The 15,429-nt window shown below is 74.1% G+C and carries 13 protein-coding genes; 7 read left to right on the top strand and 6 right to left on the bottom strand.

All coding sequences use genetic code 11. The features are described 5' to 3' along the window. Positions 1 to 385: 385 nt before the first annotated feature. Positions 386 to 2,635 carry a heavy metal translocating P-type ATPase gene (locus ACZ4A5_RS10190; RefSeq protein ID WP_467580770.1) on the top strand — a complete coding sequence of 750 codons (2,250 nt, stop codon included), beginning with the start codon at positions 386 to 388 and terminating at the stop codon, positions 2,633 to 2,635. Positions 2,636 to 2,820: 185 nt separating this feature from the next. Continuing rightward, positions 2,821 to 3,573, top strand: a complete 753-nt coding sequence (locus ACZ4A5_RS10185) for a polysaccharide deacetylase family protein (RefSeq protein WP_467580767.1) — start codon at positions 2,821 to 2,823, stop codon at positions 3,571 to 3,573. Between the two features lie 16 nt (positions 3,574 to 3,589). Here ACZ4A5_RS10185 and ACZ4A5_RS10180 read toward each other — a convergent pair whose 3' ends face one another. The 5 genes from ACZ4A5_RS10180 to ACZ4A5_RS10160 form a co-directional block, all read right to left on the bottom strand. Further along, positions 3,590 to 4,153 carry a hypothetical protein gene (locus ACZ4A5_RS10180; protein WP_467580764.1) on the bottom strand — a complete coding sequence of 188 codons (564 nt, stop codon included), beginning with the start codon at positions 4,151 to 4,153 and terminating at the stop codon, positions 3,590 to 3,592. Further along, positions 4,150 to 5,628: an ATP-binding protein gene (locus ACZ4A5_RS10175; RefSeq protein ID WP_467581226.1), complete on the bottom strand. Its 1,479-nt coding sequence runs from the start codon at positions 5,626 to 5,628 to the stop codon at positions 4,150 to 4,152. Before ACZ4A5_RS10175 ends, ACZ4A5_RS10180 begins: the two co-directional genes overlap by 4 nt. A 20-nt stretch (positions 5,629 to 5,648) precedes the next feature. Then, positions 5,649 to 6,347: a response regulator gene (locus ACZ4A5_RS10170; protein WP_398868893.1), complete on the bottom strand. Its 699-nt coding sequence runs from the start codon at positions 6,345 to 6,347 to the stop codon at positions 5,649 to 5,651. A gap of 63 nt (positions 6,348 to 6,410) precedes the next feature. Beyond that, positions 6,411 to 7,499 carry a glycosyl hydrolase family 18 protein gene (locus ACZ4A5_RS10165; protein ID WP_467580760.1) on the bottom strand — a complete coding sequence of 363 codons (1,089 nt, stop codon included), beginning with the start codon at positions 7,497 to 7,499 and terminating at the stop codon, positions 6,411 to 6,413. A gap of 41 nt (positions 7,500 to 7,540) precedes the next feature. Further along, a complete protein-coding gene (locus ACZ4A5_RS10160; RefSeq protein ID WP_467580757.1) occupies positions 7,541 to 8,281 on the bottom strand; it encodes a PaaX family transcriptional regulator C-terminal domain-containing protein in 741 nt (246 codons plus the stop codon). Positions 8,282 to 8,369: 88 nt separating this feature from the next. Here ACZ4A5_RS10160 and ACZ4A5_RS10155 point away from each other — a divergent pair, with 88 nt between their 5' ends. The 4 genes from ACZ4A5_RS10155 to ACZ4A5_RS10140 all read left to right on the top strand — a co-directional run bounded on the left by ACZ4A5_RS10155 (position 8,370) and on the right by ACZ4A5_RS10140 (position 12,579). Continuing rightward, complete coding sequence (locus ACZ4A5_RS10155; RefSeq protein ID WP_467580754.1) at positions 8,370 to 10,016, top strand: acyl-CoA dehydrogenase family protein; 1,647 nt, start codon at positions 8,370 to 8,372, stop codon at positions 10,014 to 10,016. Continuing rightward, on the top strand, positions 10,013 to 10,777 hold the full coding sequence (locus ACZ4A5_RS10150; protein ID WP_467580751.1) for a crotonase/enoyl-CoA hydratase family protein: 765 nt from the start codon (positions 10,013 to 10,015) through the stop codon (positions 10,775 to 10,777). Before ACZ4A5_RS10155 ends, ACZ4A5_RS10150 begins: the two co-directional genes overlap by 4 nt. 202 nt (positions 10,778 to 10,979) lie before the next feature. Beyond that, positions 10,980 to 11,753 (top strand): hypothetical protein, encoded by a 774-nt coding sequence (locus ACZ4A5_RS10145; protein ID WP_467580748.1) that lies wholly within the window; start codon positions 10,980 to 10,982, stop codon positions 11,751 to 11,753. A gap of 70 nt (positions 11,754 to 11,823) precedes the next feature. Next, positions 11,824 to 12,579 carry a bestrophin-like domain gene (locus tag ACZ4A5_RS10140; RefSeq protein ID WP_467580745.1) on the top strand — a complete coding sequence of 252 codons (756 nt, stop codon included), beginning with the start codon at positions 11,824 to 11,826 and terminating at the stop codon, positions 12,577 to 12,579. On the opposite strand, the gene ACZ4A5_RS10135 is transcribed toward ACZ4A5_RS10140, so the two are convergent. Next, a complete protein-coding gene (locus tag ACZ4A5_RS10135) occupies positions 12,557 to 13,858 on the bottom strand; it encodes a cytochrome P450 (protein WP_467580742.1) in 1,302 nt (433 codons plus the stop codon). The genes ACZ4A5_RS10140 and ACZ4A5_RS10135 overlap by 23 nt on opposite strands. 156 nt (positions 13,859 to 14,014) lie before the next feature. On the opposite strand from ACZ4A5_RS10135, the gene egtA reads away from it, so the two are divergent. After that, on the top strand, positions 14,015 to 15,298 hold the full coding sequence (gene egtA / locus ACZ4A5_RS10130; RefSeq protein WP_467580739.1) for an ergothioneine biosynthesis glutamate--cysteine ligase EgtA: 1,284 nt from the start codon (positions 14,015 to 14,017) through the stop codon (positions 15,296 to 15,298). Positions 15,299 to 15,429: the final 131 nt, after the last annotated feature.

Raw genomic sequence — 15,429 nt, 5'->3', positions numbered from 1 at the left:
CGTTGCCGCCTGCGGCGGGGGCGGCCTGCGGCCGCGTCCTCAAACTCCCCCAGCTAACGCTGGGAGGTGCCCCCAACGGGCTGTTTGTTCCCCAGCCCCGCCCCTTCCCGAAACTGGGGGGCAAGCCCCCAGACCCCCATCGTTGAGCGCCCCGGCCCCCCGCAACACGCTTCGCGCGTTGTCCTCAAACGCCGGACGGGCTGGGTTGGTGCCCGGCACAGGCTGGATTGGTGCCCGGAACGGGCTGAATGCCCTTCCGGTCAGCCATCCAGGGATACCCCTGGCCCGTATCTCCGCCTCCCCTTGCCCCGCCATACACCCCGGGGGTATACATGTCTCCGTCAGATACCCCCAGGGGGTATCACCTCAGCCTCAGGAGTCGGCAATGAGCACCACGGCCACCCAGGTCGAACTCACCATCGGCGGGATGACCTGCGCCTCGTGCGCCGCGCGCGTCGAGAAGAAGCTCAACCGCATGGACGGCGTGGCGGCCACCGTCAACTACGCCACCGAGAAGGCCAAGGTCACCTACCGCCAGGACCTCAGCGTCGCCGACCTCGTCGCCACGGTGGAGGCCACCGGCTACACCGCCGCCGTGCCCCGGCCCCCGCGCGAGAGCGGACCGGACGAGGCCGATGACCCGAGTGGTGAGCTGCGTACGCTGCGGCAGCGGCTGCTCACCGCAGTGGTGCTCGCCGTGCCCGTGGTCGTGCTGGCGATGGTGCCGGCCTGGCAGTTCACGTACTGGCAGTGGCTGTCCCTGACCCTGACCGCCCCCGTCGTCACCTACGCCGCCTGGCCCTTCCACCGTGCCGCCTTCACCAACGCCCGGCACGGCGCGGCGACCATGGACACCCTGATCTCGGTGGGCACCTCGGCCGCGTTCCTGTGGTCGCTGTGGGCGCTGTTCTTCGGCAGCGCGGGCATGCCGGGCATGACGCACCCCTTCGAGCTGACCATCGCGCGCGGCGACGGCGCGGAGAACATCTATCTCGAAGCGGCCGCGGGGGTGACGGCGTTCATCCTGGCCGGGCGCTACTTCGAGGCCCGCTCCAAGCGCAAGGCGGGAGCCGCGCTCAAGGCGCTGCTGGAGCTGGGCGCCAAGGAGGTGGCCGTGCTCCGCGGCGGCCGCGAGGAGCTGATCCCCGCCGAGGACCTCGTGGTCGGCGACCACTTCGTCGTCCGGCCCGGCGAGAAGATCGCCACGGACGGCACCGTCGTCGAGGGCACGTCCGCCGTGGACGCCTCGATGCTCACCGGTGAGTCCGTGCCGGTCGAGGTGGGGGTGGGCGACGGCGTCACCGGCGCGACGCTCAACGCCGGCGGGCGGCTCGTCGTGGCGGCGACCCGTGTGGGCGCGGACACCCAGCTGGCCCGCATGGCCGAGCTGGTGGCGGACGCCCAGAATGGCAAGGCGGCCGCGCAGCGGCTCGCCGACCGGATCTCAGCGGTCTTCGTGCCCGTGGTCATCGTCCTCGCGCTCGGCACGCTGGCCTTCTGGCTGATCAGCGGCGCGGGCCTGACGGCCGCGTTCACGGCCGCCGTGGCCGTGCTGATCATCGCCTGCCCGTGCGCCCTGGGACTCGCGACGCCGACCGCGCTGATGGTCGGTACGGGCCGGGGCGCGCAGCTCGGCATCCTCATCAAGGGGCCCGAGGTGCTGGAGACCACGCGCAAGGCCGACACGATCGTGCTGGACAAGACGGGCACGGTGACCACCGGCCGGATGACGCTGCTGAAGGTGCACACCGCCGAGGGCACGGCGGAGGCCGAGGCGCTGCGGCTCGCGGGCGCGCTGGAGCACGCCTCGGAGCATCCCGTCGCGCGGGCGATCGCCACGGGCGCGGCCGAGCGGGTCGGCGCGCTGCCCGTGCCGGAGGACTTCGCCAACGCCCCGGGTCTGGGCGTGCAGGGCGTCGTGGACGGTCACGCGGTGCTCGTCGGCCGGGAGAAGCTGCTCGACGCCTGGTCGATGCCGCTGCCCGCGGGCCTGGCCCGGGCGAAGGAGGCGGCCGAGGCCGCGGGGCGTACGGCGGTCGCGGTGGCCTGGGACGGCGAGGCGCGGGCGGTGCTGGAGGTCGCCGACGCGGTGAAGGGGACGAGTGCCGAGGCCGTCCGGCGACTGCGCGCGCTGGGCCTGACGCCGATCCTGCTGACCGGCGACAACCGCGCCGTGGCCGAGGCCGTGGCCGCCGAGGTCGGCATCGACGAGGTGATCGCCGAGGTCATGCCGCAGGACAAGGCCGACGTCGTCCGGCGGCTGCAGAGCGAGGGGCGTACGGTCGCGATGGTCGGCGACGGGGTCAACGACGCCGCCGCCCTGGCCACGGCCGACCTCGGACTCGCGATGGGCACCGGCACGGACGCGGCGATCGAGGCGGGCGACCTCACACTCGTCCGCGGCGACCTGCGGGTCGCGGCGGACGCGATCCGGCTGGCCCGGCGCACCCTCGCGACCATCAAGGGCAACCTCTTCTGGGCGTTCGGCTACAACGTGGCCGCCCTCCCCCTGGCCGCCGCCGGACTCCTCAACCCCATGATCGCGGGAGCGGCGATGGCCTTCTCCTCCGTCTTCGTGGTCGGCAACAGCCTGCGGCTGCGCGGCTTCCGCGCCCAGGCCGCGGACGGATCCTGAGGCGGGTGGTGCCCATGGCGCCACCCGCGTCCCCTGACGCCCCGTCGGCCCCGGACAGGCCCTCGCTTCACGGGAGATGAGCCCGCTGTACCCGATTCATGATGAATCGGTAACAGACGCACCCTCCGCCTTCCGCGGACCCTCTTCGCTGGTGTCAATGACCGCCGACAGGGAGGGCACAAGCCATGGCGCCGCAGAAGAAGCACACGATCCGGATCGCGGCCGCGGCGGCGGTCCTCTCGGTGGCCGCGGGGACCATCGCCGTGGCCGCCGAGCACGGCGGGGGCGGCGGGAACAGCGCCAAGGTGTCGGACCGGCCCGCGCCCGTGAAGACCGTGAGCGACGAGATCACGCGGATCTCGGAGGACCAGGGGAAGACCGTCAACCTCACCTTCGACGACGGCCCGGACCCCACCTGGACCCCGAAGATCCTGGCCCTGCTGGAGCAGTACGGCGCCAAGGCGACCTTCTGCATGATCGGCCCGAACGCCCGGAAGCACCCGGACATGGTGAAGAAGGTCGTGGCGGCGGGGCACCGGCTGTGCGACCACTCGATATCGCACGACACCACCATGGACAAGAAGCCGGTGGCGTATCAGGAGAAGGAGATCCTGGACGCGCAGAAGCTGATCGAGGACGCGTCGGGCGGTGAGCCGGTGCGCTACTACCGTGCTCCGGGCGGGGCGTTCACCCCCGACAGCCGGCGGATCGCCGCCGAGCACGGCATGCGCCCGCTCGGCTGGAACGTGGACACCAAGGACTTCGAGCACCCCGGTGTCGACAAGATCCTGGCCACCGCCAAGCGCGAGCTGGCCAAGGGCCCGACGGTGCTGATGCACGACGGCGGCGGCTCGCGCGCCCAGACCGTGGAGGCGCTCGGCCGGCTGCTGCCCTGGCTCAAGCAGGAGGGCTACACCTTCAGCTTCCCCAAGATCTGACGGCTGCCCGGCCCCGTCAGGGGGCGGGCGCCGCGGTCCTGGTGGGGAGCTGGGCCGCGGGGAAGGCGTTGTTGTTGTCGCAGACCAGGTCCGAGACGACGTAACTGCCGCCGCTGAGCTCGACCTTCACGTCCTGGATCGGCCGCCCCGGGGGCACCTCGGCGTTCGCCGCCGTGCACACGAGCTGGCTGCGGGCGACCAGGGACAGCTTCAGCACGTTGTACGGCAGCTGGACGCCCACGCGCATGGTGCCGGTGGTGACGTGGACCTCGCCGTTCATCTTCGGCAGGTCGGAGTACATCCCGCGCTCCTTCTCGGGCTGGTTGGGCCCCTTCAGGAGCAGGGCGACGGCGTCCTCCGGACCGACCCTGTCGCCCGCGTCCCGGCTGCTGGAGGCGATGCCGGTGGGTGTCATGAAGTAGAGCCTGACCTCATAGGTGTTGGTCACGCCCTGCCTCCGCGCGCCCGTGGCGGGCTGGCCGGCGTCGATGGCGTCGGTGGTGGTGACACCGCAGCCCGCGAGCGTGGTGAGCGCCAGCGCGGCGGCGGCCGCGCGCGGCTTCCCGGCGGGGATCCTCACGCCTCCTCACCCCCGCCGCGCCGCAGGGGCAGCTCCACGGTGAACACCGCTCCTCCTCCGGGTGCGTTGGCGGCCCGCACCGTGCCGTCGTGCAGGCGGACGTTCTCCAGGGTGATGGCGAGGCCGAGGCCACTGCCCTCGGAGCGGGCGCGGGCGGAGTCGGCCTTGAAGAACCGGTCGAAGACGTGCGGCAGCACGTCGGCGTCGATGCCGGGACCGCGGTCGGCGATCTCGATCAGCAGCCGGTCGCCGGTGACCCGCTCCTCGGCGCGGACCGCGACGCTGACCGGTTCCCCGCCGTGCTTGAGCGCGTTGCCGACGAGGTTGGCGACCACGACGTCGATGCGCCGCGGGTCCAGCCTGGCCCGTACGCCCTCGGGCAGGTCGGCGGCCACCTTTTCCTGCCAGCCGCGGGCCTGGAGGGTCTTGCGGACGGTCTCCGAGACGTCGACCTCGTCGAGGTGGAGGGCGGCGGCGCCCGCGTCGAAGCGGGAGATCTCCATGAGGTCCTCGACCATGCGGGCGAGCTTCCCGGTCTCCTCGCTGATGAGCCGGACGGCGTAGGCCGTGTCGGGGTCGAGCGTGGCGGCGTCCTCGTCGAGGACGTCGACGACGGCGGTCATGGCGGCCAGCGGGGTGCGCAGTTCATGCGAGACGTCGGCGGCGAAGCGCCGCGAGTTGGCCTCCATGCGGCGCAGCTCGGCGACGTTCTCCTCCAGTGCCTCGGCCATGTCGTTGAAGGTCCGGGAGAGGTCGGCGAGCTCGTCGCGGCCGGTCACCCGCAGCCGGGTGTCGAGCTCGCCCGCGGCGATCTTCCGGGAGGCGCGGCGCAGTTCGCGTACGGGCCGCAGCACGCCGCGGGCGGCGATCAGGGCGGGCACGGCGGCCAGTGCGACGGCGGGCAGGGCGCCGCTCTGGGCGGCCTTGACCAGGGCCCGCACATTGGCCTCGTCCTCGCGGAGCGCCATCTGGGCGTAGACCTCCAGTCCGGAGGGCCCGCCGGTGTCCTTGAAGGTGACGGGCAGACCGATGGACAGCCAGGGGTCGCCGTCGATGTCCATGCGCTGGAAGGCCGGGATGCCGGAGCGGACCTTCTGCTGCAACCCCTGCGGGATGGTCCGGTTGGCGTCGGCCGGGGGCACCATCGCCCCGCCCTGGTAGCGGAGGTGGATGATCCAGTGCTGCGCGCCGCCCGCCGCGTTGAGCCGGCGGCTGAGGTCCGCCTGGGCCTGCGGGGTCAGCGGGAAGGTGTAGTCGGGCACCTGCGAGTTCACCTGCGAGCGCAGGGAGTCGATGGCGGTGTCCTGGGTGTGCTTGAGGATCGCGGTGCGGGCCGAGCGGAAGGTCAGCCCGGCCGTGGTGAGCGCGCTCAGGGCCGCGACCAGCAGGAACGCCACGACCAGGCGGGCGCGCAGCCCCCTCGCCGCGCCGCGCAGCCTGGGCCGGCGGAACTCCGGCCGGCGCAGCCCGCCCAGGCGCGGGAGGAGCCGGCGGGTCACAGGGGTCCGAACCGGTAGCCGAAACCGCGCACCGTCTGGATGTACTTCGGTGATCTCGTGGACTCCTCGACCTTGGTCCGCAGGCGCATCACGCAGGCGTCGACCAGCCGCGCGTCACCGTGGTAGCTGTGCTCCCACACGTGCTCCAGGAGCTGCTGGCGGCTGAAGACCCGGCCGGGCGTCGAGGAGAGATAGAGCAGCAGCTTCATCTCGGAGGGGGCGAGCGGCAGGTCCTGGCCGTGCTTGGCCACGAGCAGGCCGGCGCGGTCGATGGTGAGGTCGCCGTGCGTCTCGACCGGCTGGGCCACCGCCGGGTCGGGGCCGCCGTCGCCGGGCGCGGCGCGGCGCAGCACGGCCCGGATGCGGGCTTCGAGCACCTCGCCGCGGGCGGGCTTGACGATGTAGTCGTCGGCGCCCGCCTCCAGGCCGAGGACGACGTCGATGTCGTCGCCGCGCGCGGTGAGCATGATGATCGGGATCTGCCGGGTGGCGCGGATCCTGCGGCACACCTCGAAGCCGCTCTTGTCGGGCAGCATCAGATCGAGCAGGACGAGGTCCGGGCGGAAGGTCTCCATGGCGGCGATACCGGCCTCGCCGGTCGCGGCGCCCTCGACCTCGTGGCCGCGGCGGCGCAGGGTGAGCGTGACACCTTCCCGTACGGCCCGGTCGTCCTCGATCAGAAGCACGCGTGACATGCGGCAAGTATCCGTCCCATCAGCACGTCAGTGCGACGTTCGCCCCTTGGGACGCCGGAACTGTCACCGACTGCTCATATTCGACGGAGCGGCGGCGGGCAGGGCGCCCGCGAGGACGGGCCACAGGCCGGGGTCCTCGAAGCCGAGCGCCCACAGCGCCGTCCCCTCCACTGCGTACTTCCCGAGGACGCGCAGGTGGTCGGCGGTCCCGCGGGCGTCCTGGTACCAGACCTCGCGTCGCTTGCCGTCCTCGGTGTAGGTGAAGTGCGGGGTGTGCGCGACGGGGTCCAGGGCGTAGGGCGCGCCGGTCCTGCGGCGCAGTTCCTCGGCCTCCCGCCAGGTGCGGTGGGTGGCCCGGCCGGGGTCGCCCACCGCGTGGTCCCAGCCGTAGGCCGGGATGCCCATCTCGATCTTCTTCGCGGGGAGCCTGGCGGTGGCGTAGCGCAGGATCTCGTCGTACCACTCGGGGGTGGAGAGCGGGCCGGGCGGGGCGAGGGCGTCGTGGAGGTTGTAGCCCATGATCCGCAGCCGGTCGAGGGAACGGCCCAGCCGGGCGTAGTCGTAGGCGGGACCGAGGTCGTGACCGGGGGTGGCGGAGCGGGGGAAGACGGCGGCCGTGCATTCCTTGCGCAGCGCGTGCAGCCTGCCGCAGACCTCGTCGGTCAGGGCGGTGAAGCCGGTGCGCACCCGCTCGACGAGGCCGGGGGCGCTCGCGCTGTCGTTCATCTGCTCGTAGTCGAGGTCGAGGCCGTCGTACGGGAGGTCGGTGGCGAGGCGCAGCAGGGTCTCGACGTGGGTGGCGCGGGCCTTGGCATCGCCCGTCAGGTCCGCCATCGCGGCGGCGCCGAGGGTCTCGGTGACGGTCGGCACGACCTTGATCCCGGCCTGGTGCAGCCCGTCGATCATGGACCGGTCGCCGGCGCCGGGGTGTGCCGTGACGCGGTCGGCGGCGGTGGCCTCGTACCAGAAGGGACTGACGGTGTGCAGCTGGTCCGCGTGGGCGAGCGCGTCCTCGTAGGCGCCGGGCTCCCAGTAGGGCAGCCAGGCGGAGACGGTCCGCTTCGGCGGCGGAGCGGCGTCGGCGGGGGCGGTCGCGGGGGCGGCGCTCAGTGCGGCCAGCGCGGCCAGGACCGCGGCTCGGGTGCGGATCATGTGACCAGCGTTGTACGGGGCGGCCGGTGGCGCGAGCGGGGCTACACCCCCAGATGCCCGCGCAGCAGTTCGCGGAAGTCGTGGTCGAACGCCTCGTAGTGCCTGCGGAGCCGCTCCCCCGGCCAGTGGGGCGGCAGCAGCGCGGCCGGCAGGACCGGGTCCGCCAGGAGGTGGCGCAGGACCGCCGCCGAGACGGTGAACTGTTCGGCGAGGCCGCCGGGGCGCAGCGCCGCCTCCAGCGCGACCGCCCGCGCCGCCCAGCCGTCCAGGTCCCACAACTGCGCCGCGAGCCGCGCCGGGTCGCCCTCGGGCCGGCCGGTGAGGACCGCGCACTGCTCGGCGACGACGGCGGGCCGGTCGCGGACGAGGTTGGCCGGGCGGAGCCAGCAGCCCTCGCGGAGCTCGGCGAGGCGCAGGGCCGCCATCGCCTGGCGCAGGGCCGCGCGGTCGGCGGGGGCGCGGCGCTCGGTGGTGACGACGGCGATCTCCCAGCCGCCGTCCCAGGCGCGGGTGCGCGGGGCGCGGCTGTCGTCCTGCCGGGCCTGGCGGGCGAGAAGGCGGTCGGTGAGCCGGTAGGTGCCGTCGCGCTGCTCCAGGTCACCGGCGGCGACCATGCGGGTGAGGGCGGTGCGGACCGTGCCCTCGGCGGTGCCGAAGAGCGCGCCCGCGCGGACGAGGGCGCGGGCCGGCAGCGCGGGCGGGTGGTGGCCGAGCAGGGTGGAGAGCACGACCGAGCGCGCGGTCAGCGGCCGGAGGGGCAGGCGGGAGCCGGTGTCGTCCATGGTTGTCGAAACCCTGTTCATTACAGTACTGGATCACGCATCATAAAACTGTAATGCCGCTGCGCACCCGCCCGTCCGGAGGTCCCCCGTGAGCGCCACCCACGACGTGTTCAACCAGGCCCCGCCCCTGACCGGCTTCACCACCGCCGACGACCCGGCGCTGCTGGAGGCGCTGCGCCGCGACGGCGGCGGCTGGGGCGAGGCGGAGGTGCGGGCGCTGGGGGCGCGCGCCGGATCGGAGGAGGTCCAGGAGCGGTCGCGGCTGGCGGAGGCGTATCCGCCGGTGCTGCGCACCCACGACCGGTTCGGTCACCGGGTGGACGAGGTGGAGTTCCACCCGGCCTGGCACGAGCTGATGGCCGAGGCCGTCGCGAGCGGGCAGCACGCCGCGCCCTGGGCCGAGCCGCGGGCCGGGGCCCATCTGGTGCGCGCCGCGAAGTTCTACGTCTGGGCGCAGGCCGAGCCGGGGCACGGCTGTCCCGTCTCCATGACGTACGCCGCGGTGCCGGCCCTGCGCGCCCAGCCGGACCTCGCCGCCGCCTACGAGCCCCTGCTCGCCTCGCGCGCCTACGACTACGGCCTCCGGCCCCCGCTGGGCAAGCGGGGGCTGATCGCGGGCATGTCGATGACGGAGAAGCAGGGCGGCTCGGACGTCCGGGCCAACACGACGACGGCGGTGCCCGCGGGCGACGGCTCGTACGTGGTCACCGGCCACAAGTGGTTCACGTCGGCGCCGATGAGCGATGTGTTCCTGATGCTCGCTCAGGCGCCGGAGGGGCTCACCTGCTTCCTCATGCCGCGGGTGCTGCCCGACGGCACGCGCAACGCCATGCGCCTCCAGCGGCTGAAGGACAAGCTCGGCAACCGCTCCAACGCCTCGGCGGAGATCGAGTACGAGGGGGCCGTGGCCTGGCCGGTGGGCGAACCCGGGCGCGGGGTGCGCACGATCGTCGAGATGGTCAACATGACGCGGCTCGACTGCGTCATCGGCTCGGCGGCCGGCATGCGGGCCGGGCTGCGGCAGGCGCTGCACCACACCGCGCACCGGCGGGCGTTCGGGTCCGAGCTGATCGACCAGCCGCTGATGCGCAACGTCCTGGCCGACCTCGCCGTGGAGTCCGAGGCGGCCACGGTGCTGGCGATGCGGCTGGCGGCCGCGCTCGACGCCGCGGAGGCCGGGGACGCCGCGGAGTCGGCGCTGCGCAGGCTCGCGCTCGCGGCCGGGAAGTACTGGGTCTGCAAGCGCGGCAGCGCGCACGCCGCCGAGGCCCTCGAATGCCTGGGCGGCAACGGCTACGTCGAGGAGTCGGGGATGCCCCGGCTCTACCGCGAGGCGCCGCTGCTGTCCATCTGGGAGGGCTCGGGCAACGTGGGCGCGCTGGACGTGCTGCGCGCGCTGGCCAAGGAACCGGCCGCCCTGGAAGCCTACTTCGCGGAGGTCGGCGCGGCGGCGGGGGCGGACGCCCGGCTCGACGGCGCCGTGGGGCGCCTGCGCGGCCTCCTCGGCGCGCTCGCCGACCCGCACCGCGCCCAGCTGCTGGCGCGCCGCGTCGCCGAGCAGCTCACGCTCGTGCTCCAGGGCAGCCTGCTCGTGCGGTACGGCACGCCGGCCGTCGCCGACGCCTTCTGCGCGTCGCGGCTGGGCGGCGACTGGGGCCACGCGTTCGGCACCCTGCCCACCGGCGCGGACCTCGGCCCGATCCTGGACCGCGCGCGGGCGAAGGAGGCGCTGTGACGGTCCGTACGGAACGCTCCGGCCCGGTGACGACGGTCGTCCTCGCCCGGCCCGCCGCGCGCAACGCCGTGGACGGCCCGACGGCCGCCCTGCTGGCCGACGCCTTCCGGGCGTTCGAGGCCGACGACGCGGCGCGGGTGGCGGTGCTGTGGGGCGAGGGCGGTACGTTCTGCGCGGGCGCCGACCTCAAGGCCCTCGGCACGGAGCGGGGCAACCGGGTCGCGCCCGACGGCGACGGCCCGATGGGCCCGACCCGGCTGCGGCTGTCGAAGCCGGTCATCGCGGCCGTGAGCGGCCACGCGGTCGCGGGCGGGCTGGAATTGGCGCTCTGGTGCGATCTGCGGGTGGCGGAGGAGGACGCGGTCTTCGGGGTGTTCTGCCGCCGCTGGGGCGTGCCGCTCATCGACGGCGGCACGGTGCGGCTGCCGCGGCTGATCGGGGCGGGCCGGGCCATGGACCTGATCCTCACGGGCCGCCCGGTGCCCGCTGCGGAGGCGTACGCCATGGGTCTCGCCAACCGGCTCGTGCCGCCCGGCGAGGCCCGCGCGGCGGCGGAGGAACTGGCCGCCCAGATCGCCCGGTTCCCGCAGTCGTGCCTGCGCGGCGACCGCGCCTCCCTGCTGGAGCAGGAGGGACTTCCCGAGAAGGCGGCCCTGGCGGCCGAACTCGCGCACGGAAGCGCCGTCTTGGGCGAGGCGCTCGAAGGGGCGGCCCGCTTCGCGGCGGGGGCGGGGCGGCACGGGGACTTCACCCGCATCTGACGAAGACTTCTCCCGCATCTGAGGGGCGACGACCCGGGGGTATGCCCCAGGTCCTCGCGAGGAGGCGGACCCGGACCGCCCCTCCGCGTACCGGAGTTGAGCGTTACGTTTCTGCACACAACGCACACAGTTCTTCACCCCATCGAAGGGATTGCGCCGGGGAATTGGCCTCAAGGCACGCGCGACCGCCAAGATCTGCGTCGTGAGTGGATGGGTACGGGCAGGGCGTACGGGCATGGTGACCTTCGCGGCCGTGCTGGCGACAGCGGCGGGCGCACCGGCTCCGGACGGTGACCCCGGGCCGGCGGCGGGCGCGCCGCGCCCGTCCCACGCGACCGCCGTCCCCGGCACCCCGCGCACAGCGGCGCCGCCGGAGCACGATCGCGACGGCGGCCGCCCGCCCTCGGTCCGTGTGACGGGCGACGGGCCGGGCGACCTCTCGCCGTCGGTCGTCATCGACGACGGACACCACCGGCAGGTCCGGGTCTCGGACGGCGGGGGCGACGAGGGCACCTCGGTGGTCATCCGCGGGCGGGGCTGTCTGACGGTCCTCTCGCGCGGCGCGGAGAGCTCGGCGGTGATCAGCGCCGACTGCCCGGAGGCACCGCGGCCGCCCGTACCGCCTGCCGCTCCCCGGCCCGTGCCCCGCGCACCGGCTCCCCCACCGCCGCCTCGGCCCGCTCCTCCCGCGCCATCCGCGCCCGTCCCTGCCCCCGCGCCCGTCGCGGTGAAGCGCGCGGCACCGGCGCCGTCGCCCCCGGCCCCGGCCGTTCCCCCGCCACCGAACCCCGCGCCCGCCATCGCCGCGGCGCACATCGCGCCCCGCGCCTATCACCATGCGGCCGGCACGCCTGCCCAGGGCGGCTCCTCGCCGGTCATGCTCATGCTGGTGCTCACCGCCCCGGCCGTCCTCGCCGCCGCCATGCTGCGGCCGCGCGGCGGCGGTGGCAGTGGCAGTGGCGGCGGGCGCGGCTGACCCGCCCGGCACGTCGTCTCCACCCTGTTCCGCCCCCCTTGTCCGCCCCTGCTCTTCCCGGAGGTTTCCCTTGGCCGAGTGGCTGGTCCTGACCCTCGCGATGGCCGCCGCGTGCGTGGTCGTCCTCACGATCACCGTGCTCCGGGAACGCAGGCTGAGCGAGCACGACGACCCCTCCGAGACGCCCGATGTGATCGAGTACATGACGATGATGATCGGGGTCGTGTACGCCATCGTGCTCGGCCTGGCCATCGCCGGCGTCTGGGAGGCGCGCAACTCCGCGCAGGACGGAGTCCGCGTGGAGGCCCAGGCGCTGCACGAGGTCAGCGAGCGGGTCCAGGCGTACGCGCCCGCGGTGCGGGACCGCACCCGTGAGGACATCAACGCCTATGTGAGCTACGTGGTGCACAAGGAGTGGCCGCTGATGCTCAAGCGGGGCGAGATCACCGACCGCAGCGAGCAGTTGCTGTCCAAGGTGCGGGAGGACGTCACCTCGTACGTACCGCGTGACGACCACGAGTCGCAGTCGTACCAGCCGCTGCTGGACCAGGTGGGGGCCGCGGACGCCGCGCGCTCCGCGCGGGCGCAGAACGCGAACGACACCATGCCGGGCGTGGTGTGGTTCGGGCTGATCGGTGGCGCCGTGGTCGCCGTCGGGCTGATCTTCACGCTCCAGATCCGGCGCTCCCCGCGCGAGTTGCTGCTCGCGGGTGTCTACAGCGCGATGATCGCCTTCCTGCTCTTCCTGATCTGGGACTTCAACACGCCCTTCGGCCATGAGGTGTCGGACGCCGTCGGCCCCTTCACGGACATGTTCGCCACCTGACGGGCAGCCGCTTGAGCCCGTTCTGGAGATTGGACGTCAGCCGCACCGGTTCGCCCGCGAGCTCCAGGCCGGGCAGCCGGTCGACGGCCGCCCGCAGCATGGCCCGCAGTTGGGCGCGCGCCAGGTGGGCGCCCAGGCAGAAGTGCGGGCCGTAGCCGAAGCTGACGTGGTCGTTGGGCGTGCGGGTGATGTCGAAGCGGTCGGGGTCGGGGAAGACGCTCTCGTCGCGGTTGGCGGAGGCGTGATAGACGACGACCTTATCGCCGCGCCGGATGCGCGCCCCGGCCAGTTCGGTGTCGCGGGTGGCGGTGCGCCGGAAGTCGATGACGGGCGGCCAGTAGCGCAGCACCTCCTCCACCGCCGTGTCCGTCGTGGCGGGTTCGGTCCGGAAGAGCTCGTACTGCGCGGGGTGGTCGAGCAGGGTGAGCAGCCCGCCGGGGATGGCGTTGCGCAGCGTCTCGTTCCCGGCCACCACGAAGAGGAAGAACATCGTCTCGAACTCGTCGCGGGTCAGGCCGCCCTCGCACATGCGGGCCAGCACGCTGCCGGGGCGGACCTCGTCGGCCAGCGCGTGGGCGTAGGCGAACATGTCGGCGAGCCCCTCGCGCGACCGATGGCCGATCATGCTGCCGTCGGGCCGCGTGCGCCCCGGCGGGCGGTGGGCGAGGGCCGCGCGGCCCATCGGGCTCAGCGTCCCGGGGTCGGCGGTGCTGGACTCCGCGTGGTCGGCGTCCTGATAGCCGATGACGCGGTTCGACCAGTCGTACAGCAGCAGCCGGTCCTCCTCCGGCACCCCCAGGAGGTGGGCGAGGGTCCGCACGGGCAAGTCCGCGGTGAGCTCCACGAAGTCCGCCGCGCCCCGCCCGGCGACACCGTCGACGAGCGCCACCGCGCGGGCCTCGATGACGGACTCCAGCTCCCGGACGGCCCGCGCGGTGAAGGCCGAGGCCACGATGCGGCGCAGCCGAGCGTGGCCGGGCCGGTCCTGGTTGAGCATCATGGCCCGGACGAACGCGAGCTCCTCCGCGCTGCCGGGGTCGCGGAGCTGGGTCGCGCCCAGGTGCGAGGAGTAGATCTCCGGGGTGCGCAGCACCGTCTTGACGTCGGCGTGCCGGAATACCGCCCAGTAGCCGGGGCCCGCCGGCCAGGGACCCACGGCCGGTTCCCCGATCCAGCTGACGGGAGCGCTCGCCCGCAGCTCGCGGAAGCGGGCGTAGGGCACCGCGCGGGCGTAGGTGCCGGGGAGGAAGACGTCGGAGGTCACCTCGGGTGCGGTCACCTCGGGACCGTACGCCCTCCTCTGGCGGGCGCGTCAAGGGATCGCCACAATGTCGGAGGGACGCCTGCGCCCATGGTGCCGGGCGAGCGGGACGATTTGACCGCACGCGGACAGGGAACGAGAGCAGGAAGCGGGAAACGGACGGAGGTACGGACCGTGACCGACACCGAGTCCGACAGGGCGGGCGCCGCCCATGTCGTCGGCGAAGCGGAAGTGGACGCGCTCGTGCGGGGGATCTGCTTCAAGACCGGGCCACCGAGGCGCCTGGGCGTCGAACTGGAATGGCTCGTCCACGATCTTCGCGATCCCGCCCGTCCCGTCCCCGCGGCCCTGCTGGCAGCCGCCGTCGACCGGCTGCGGACCTTGCCGCTGAAATCCCTGCTCACGGTCGAACCCGGTGGCCAGGTGGAGTTCAGCTCCCGGCCCGCGGAGTCCCTCGCCTCCTGCGTGACGGAGGTCTCCGCCGATCTCGCCCTCGCCAGGCCCGCGCTGCGCGACCTCGGCCTCGTCCTCGCCGGTTACGGCCTGGACCCCTGGCGCCTTCCCCGCCGCGTCCTCGACACACCGCGCTACGACGCGATGGAGGCCCACTACGACCGTCTGAACGGCGCCGGGCGCACCATGATGTGCCGGACGGCGTCCGTGCAGGTGTGCGTGGACGCGGGCTTCGAGGAGCCGGGACCGCTGGGGTTCGGGCGGCGGTGGCGGCTCGCGCACCTGCTGGGCGCGGTGCTGCTGGCCGCGTTCGCCAACTCCCCGCTGCACCTGGGCCGCCCGACCGGCTGGCGTTCCAGCAGGCAGGCCACGTACACACGGATGGACCCGGGGCGCACCCTGGCCCCGGACGAGACGATGGAACCGCGCGCGGCCTGGGCGCGGTACGCGCTGGACGCCCCGGTGATGTGCGTGCCGTCGGGTGACGGCGCCTCCTGGCGGTCGCCCGCGGGCCTGGACCTGCGGGGCTGGGTGCGCTCGGGGCGGCCCCGGCCGGTGACGGCCGAGGACGTCGCCTATCACCTGACAACGTTGTTCCCGCCGGTGCGGCCGCGCGGCCACCTGGAGCTGCGCATGATCGACGCCCAGCCCGGGGAGGACGGCTGGCTGGTGCCGCTCGCCGTGACTGCGGCGCTCTTCGACGACCCGGTGGCCGCCGAGAGCGCCTATCGCGCGGTGAAGGCGCTCGCGGACACCGCGGGCCCGGATCCGGCGCCGCGCAACGCCCTGTGGCGCAACGCGGCGCGCCACGGTCTCGCCGACCCCGAGCTGCACGGGGCCGCCGTCACCTGCTTCGCCGCCGCCCGCGAGGCGCTGCCCCGGCTGGGCGCGCCGCCCCGCGTCCTGGCCGCCGTCGACTCCTTCACCGCGCGCTATGTCGACCGGCGGCGATGTCCCGCCGACGACGTCCTCGACCACGTCATCGGCAAGGAGAACCGCACATGACCAGCAGCACCGCGCCGGACCCCGAAACGCTCCGGGAGCGGGGGGGGGGGGGGGGGGGGGGGGGGGGGGGGGGGGGGGGGGGGGGGGGGGGGGGGGGGGGGGGGGGGGGGGGGGGGGGGGGGGGGGGGGGG

It is taken from the genome of Streptomyces sp. NPDC025618, assembly GCF_055558795.1.
Note: the sequence above shows the minus strand (reverse complement) of the source record. Positions and strands in the feature narration are given on the sequence as shown.

Excerpts from the sequence above, each read along its gene's own strand:
- ACZ4A5_RS10165 (WP_467580760.1), bottom strand. The coding sequence starts at position 7,499 with ATGATCCGCACCCGAGCCGCGGTCCTGGCCGCGCTGGCCGCACTGAGC.
- ACZ4A5_RS10185 (WP_467580767.1), top strand. The coding sequence starts at position 2,821 with ATGGCGCCGCAGAAGAAGCACACGATCCGGATCGCGGCCGCGGCGGCG.
- ACZ4A5_RS10190 (WP_467580770.1), top strand. The coding sequence starts at position 386 with ATGAGCACCACGGCCACCCAGGTCGAACTCACCATCGGCGGGATGACC.
- ACZ4A5_RS10170 (WP_398868893.1), bottom strand. The coding sequence starts at position 6,347 with ATGTCACGCGTGCTTCTGATCGAGGACGACCGGGCCGTACGGGAAGGT.
- ACZ4A5_RS10160 (WP_467580757.1), bottom strand. The coding sequence starts at position 8,281 with ATGGACGACACCGGCTCCCGCCTGCCCCTCCGGCCGCTGACCGCGCGC.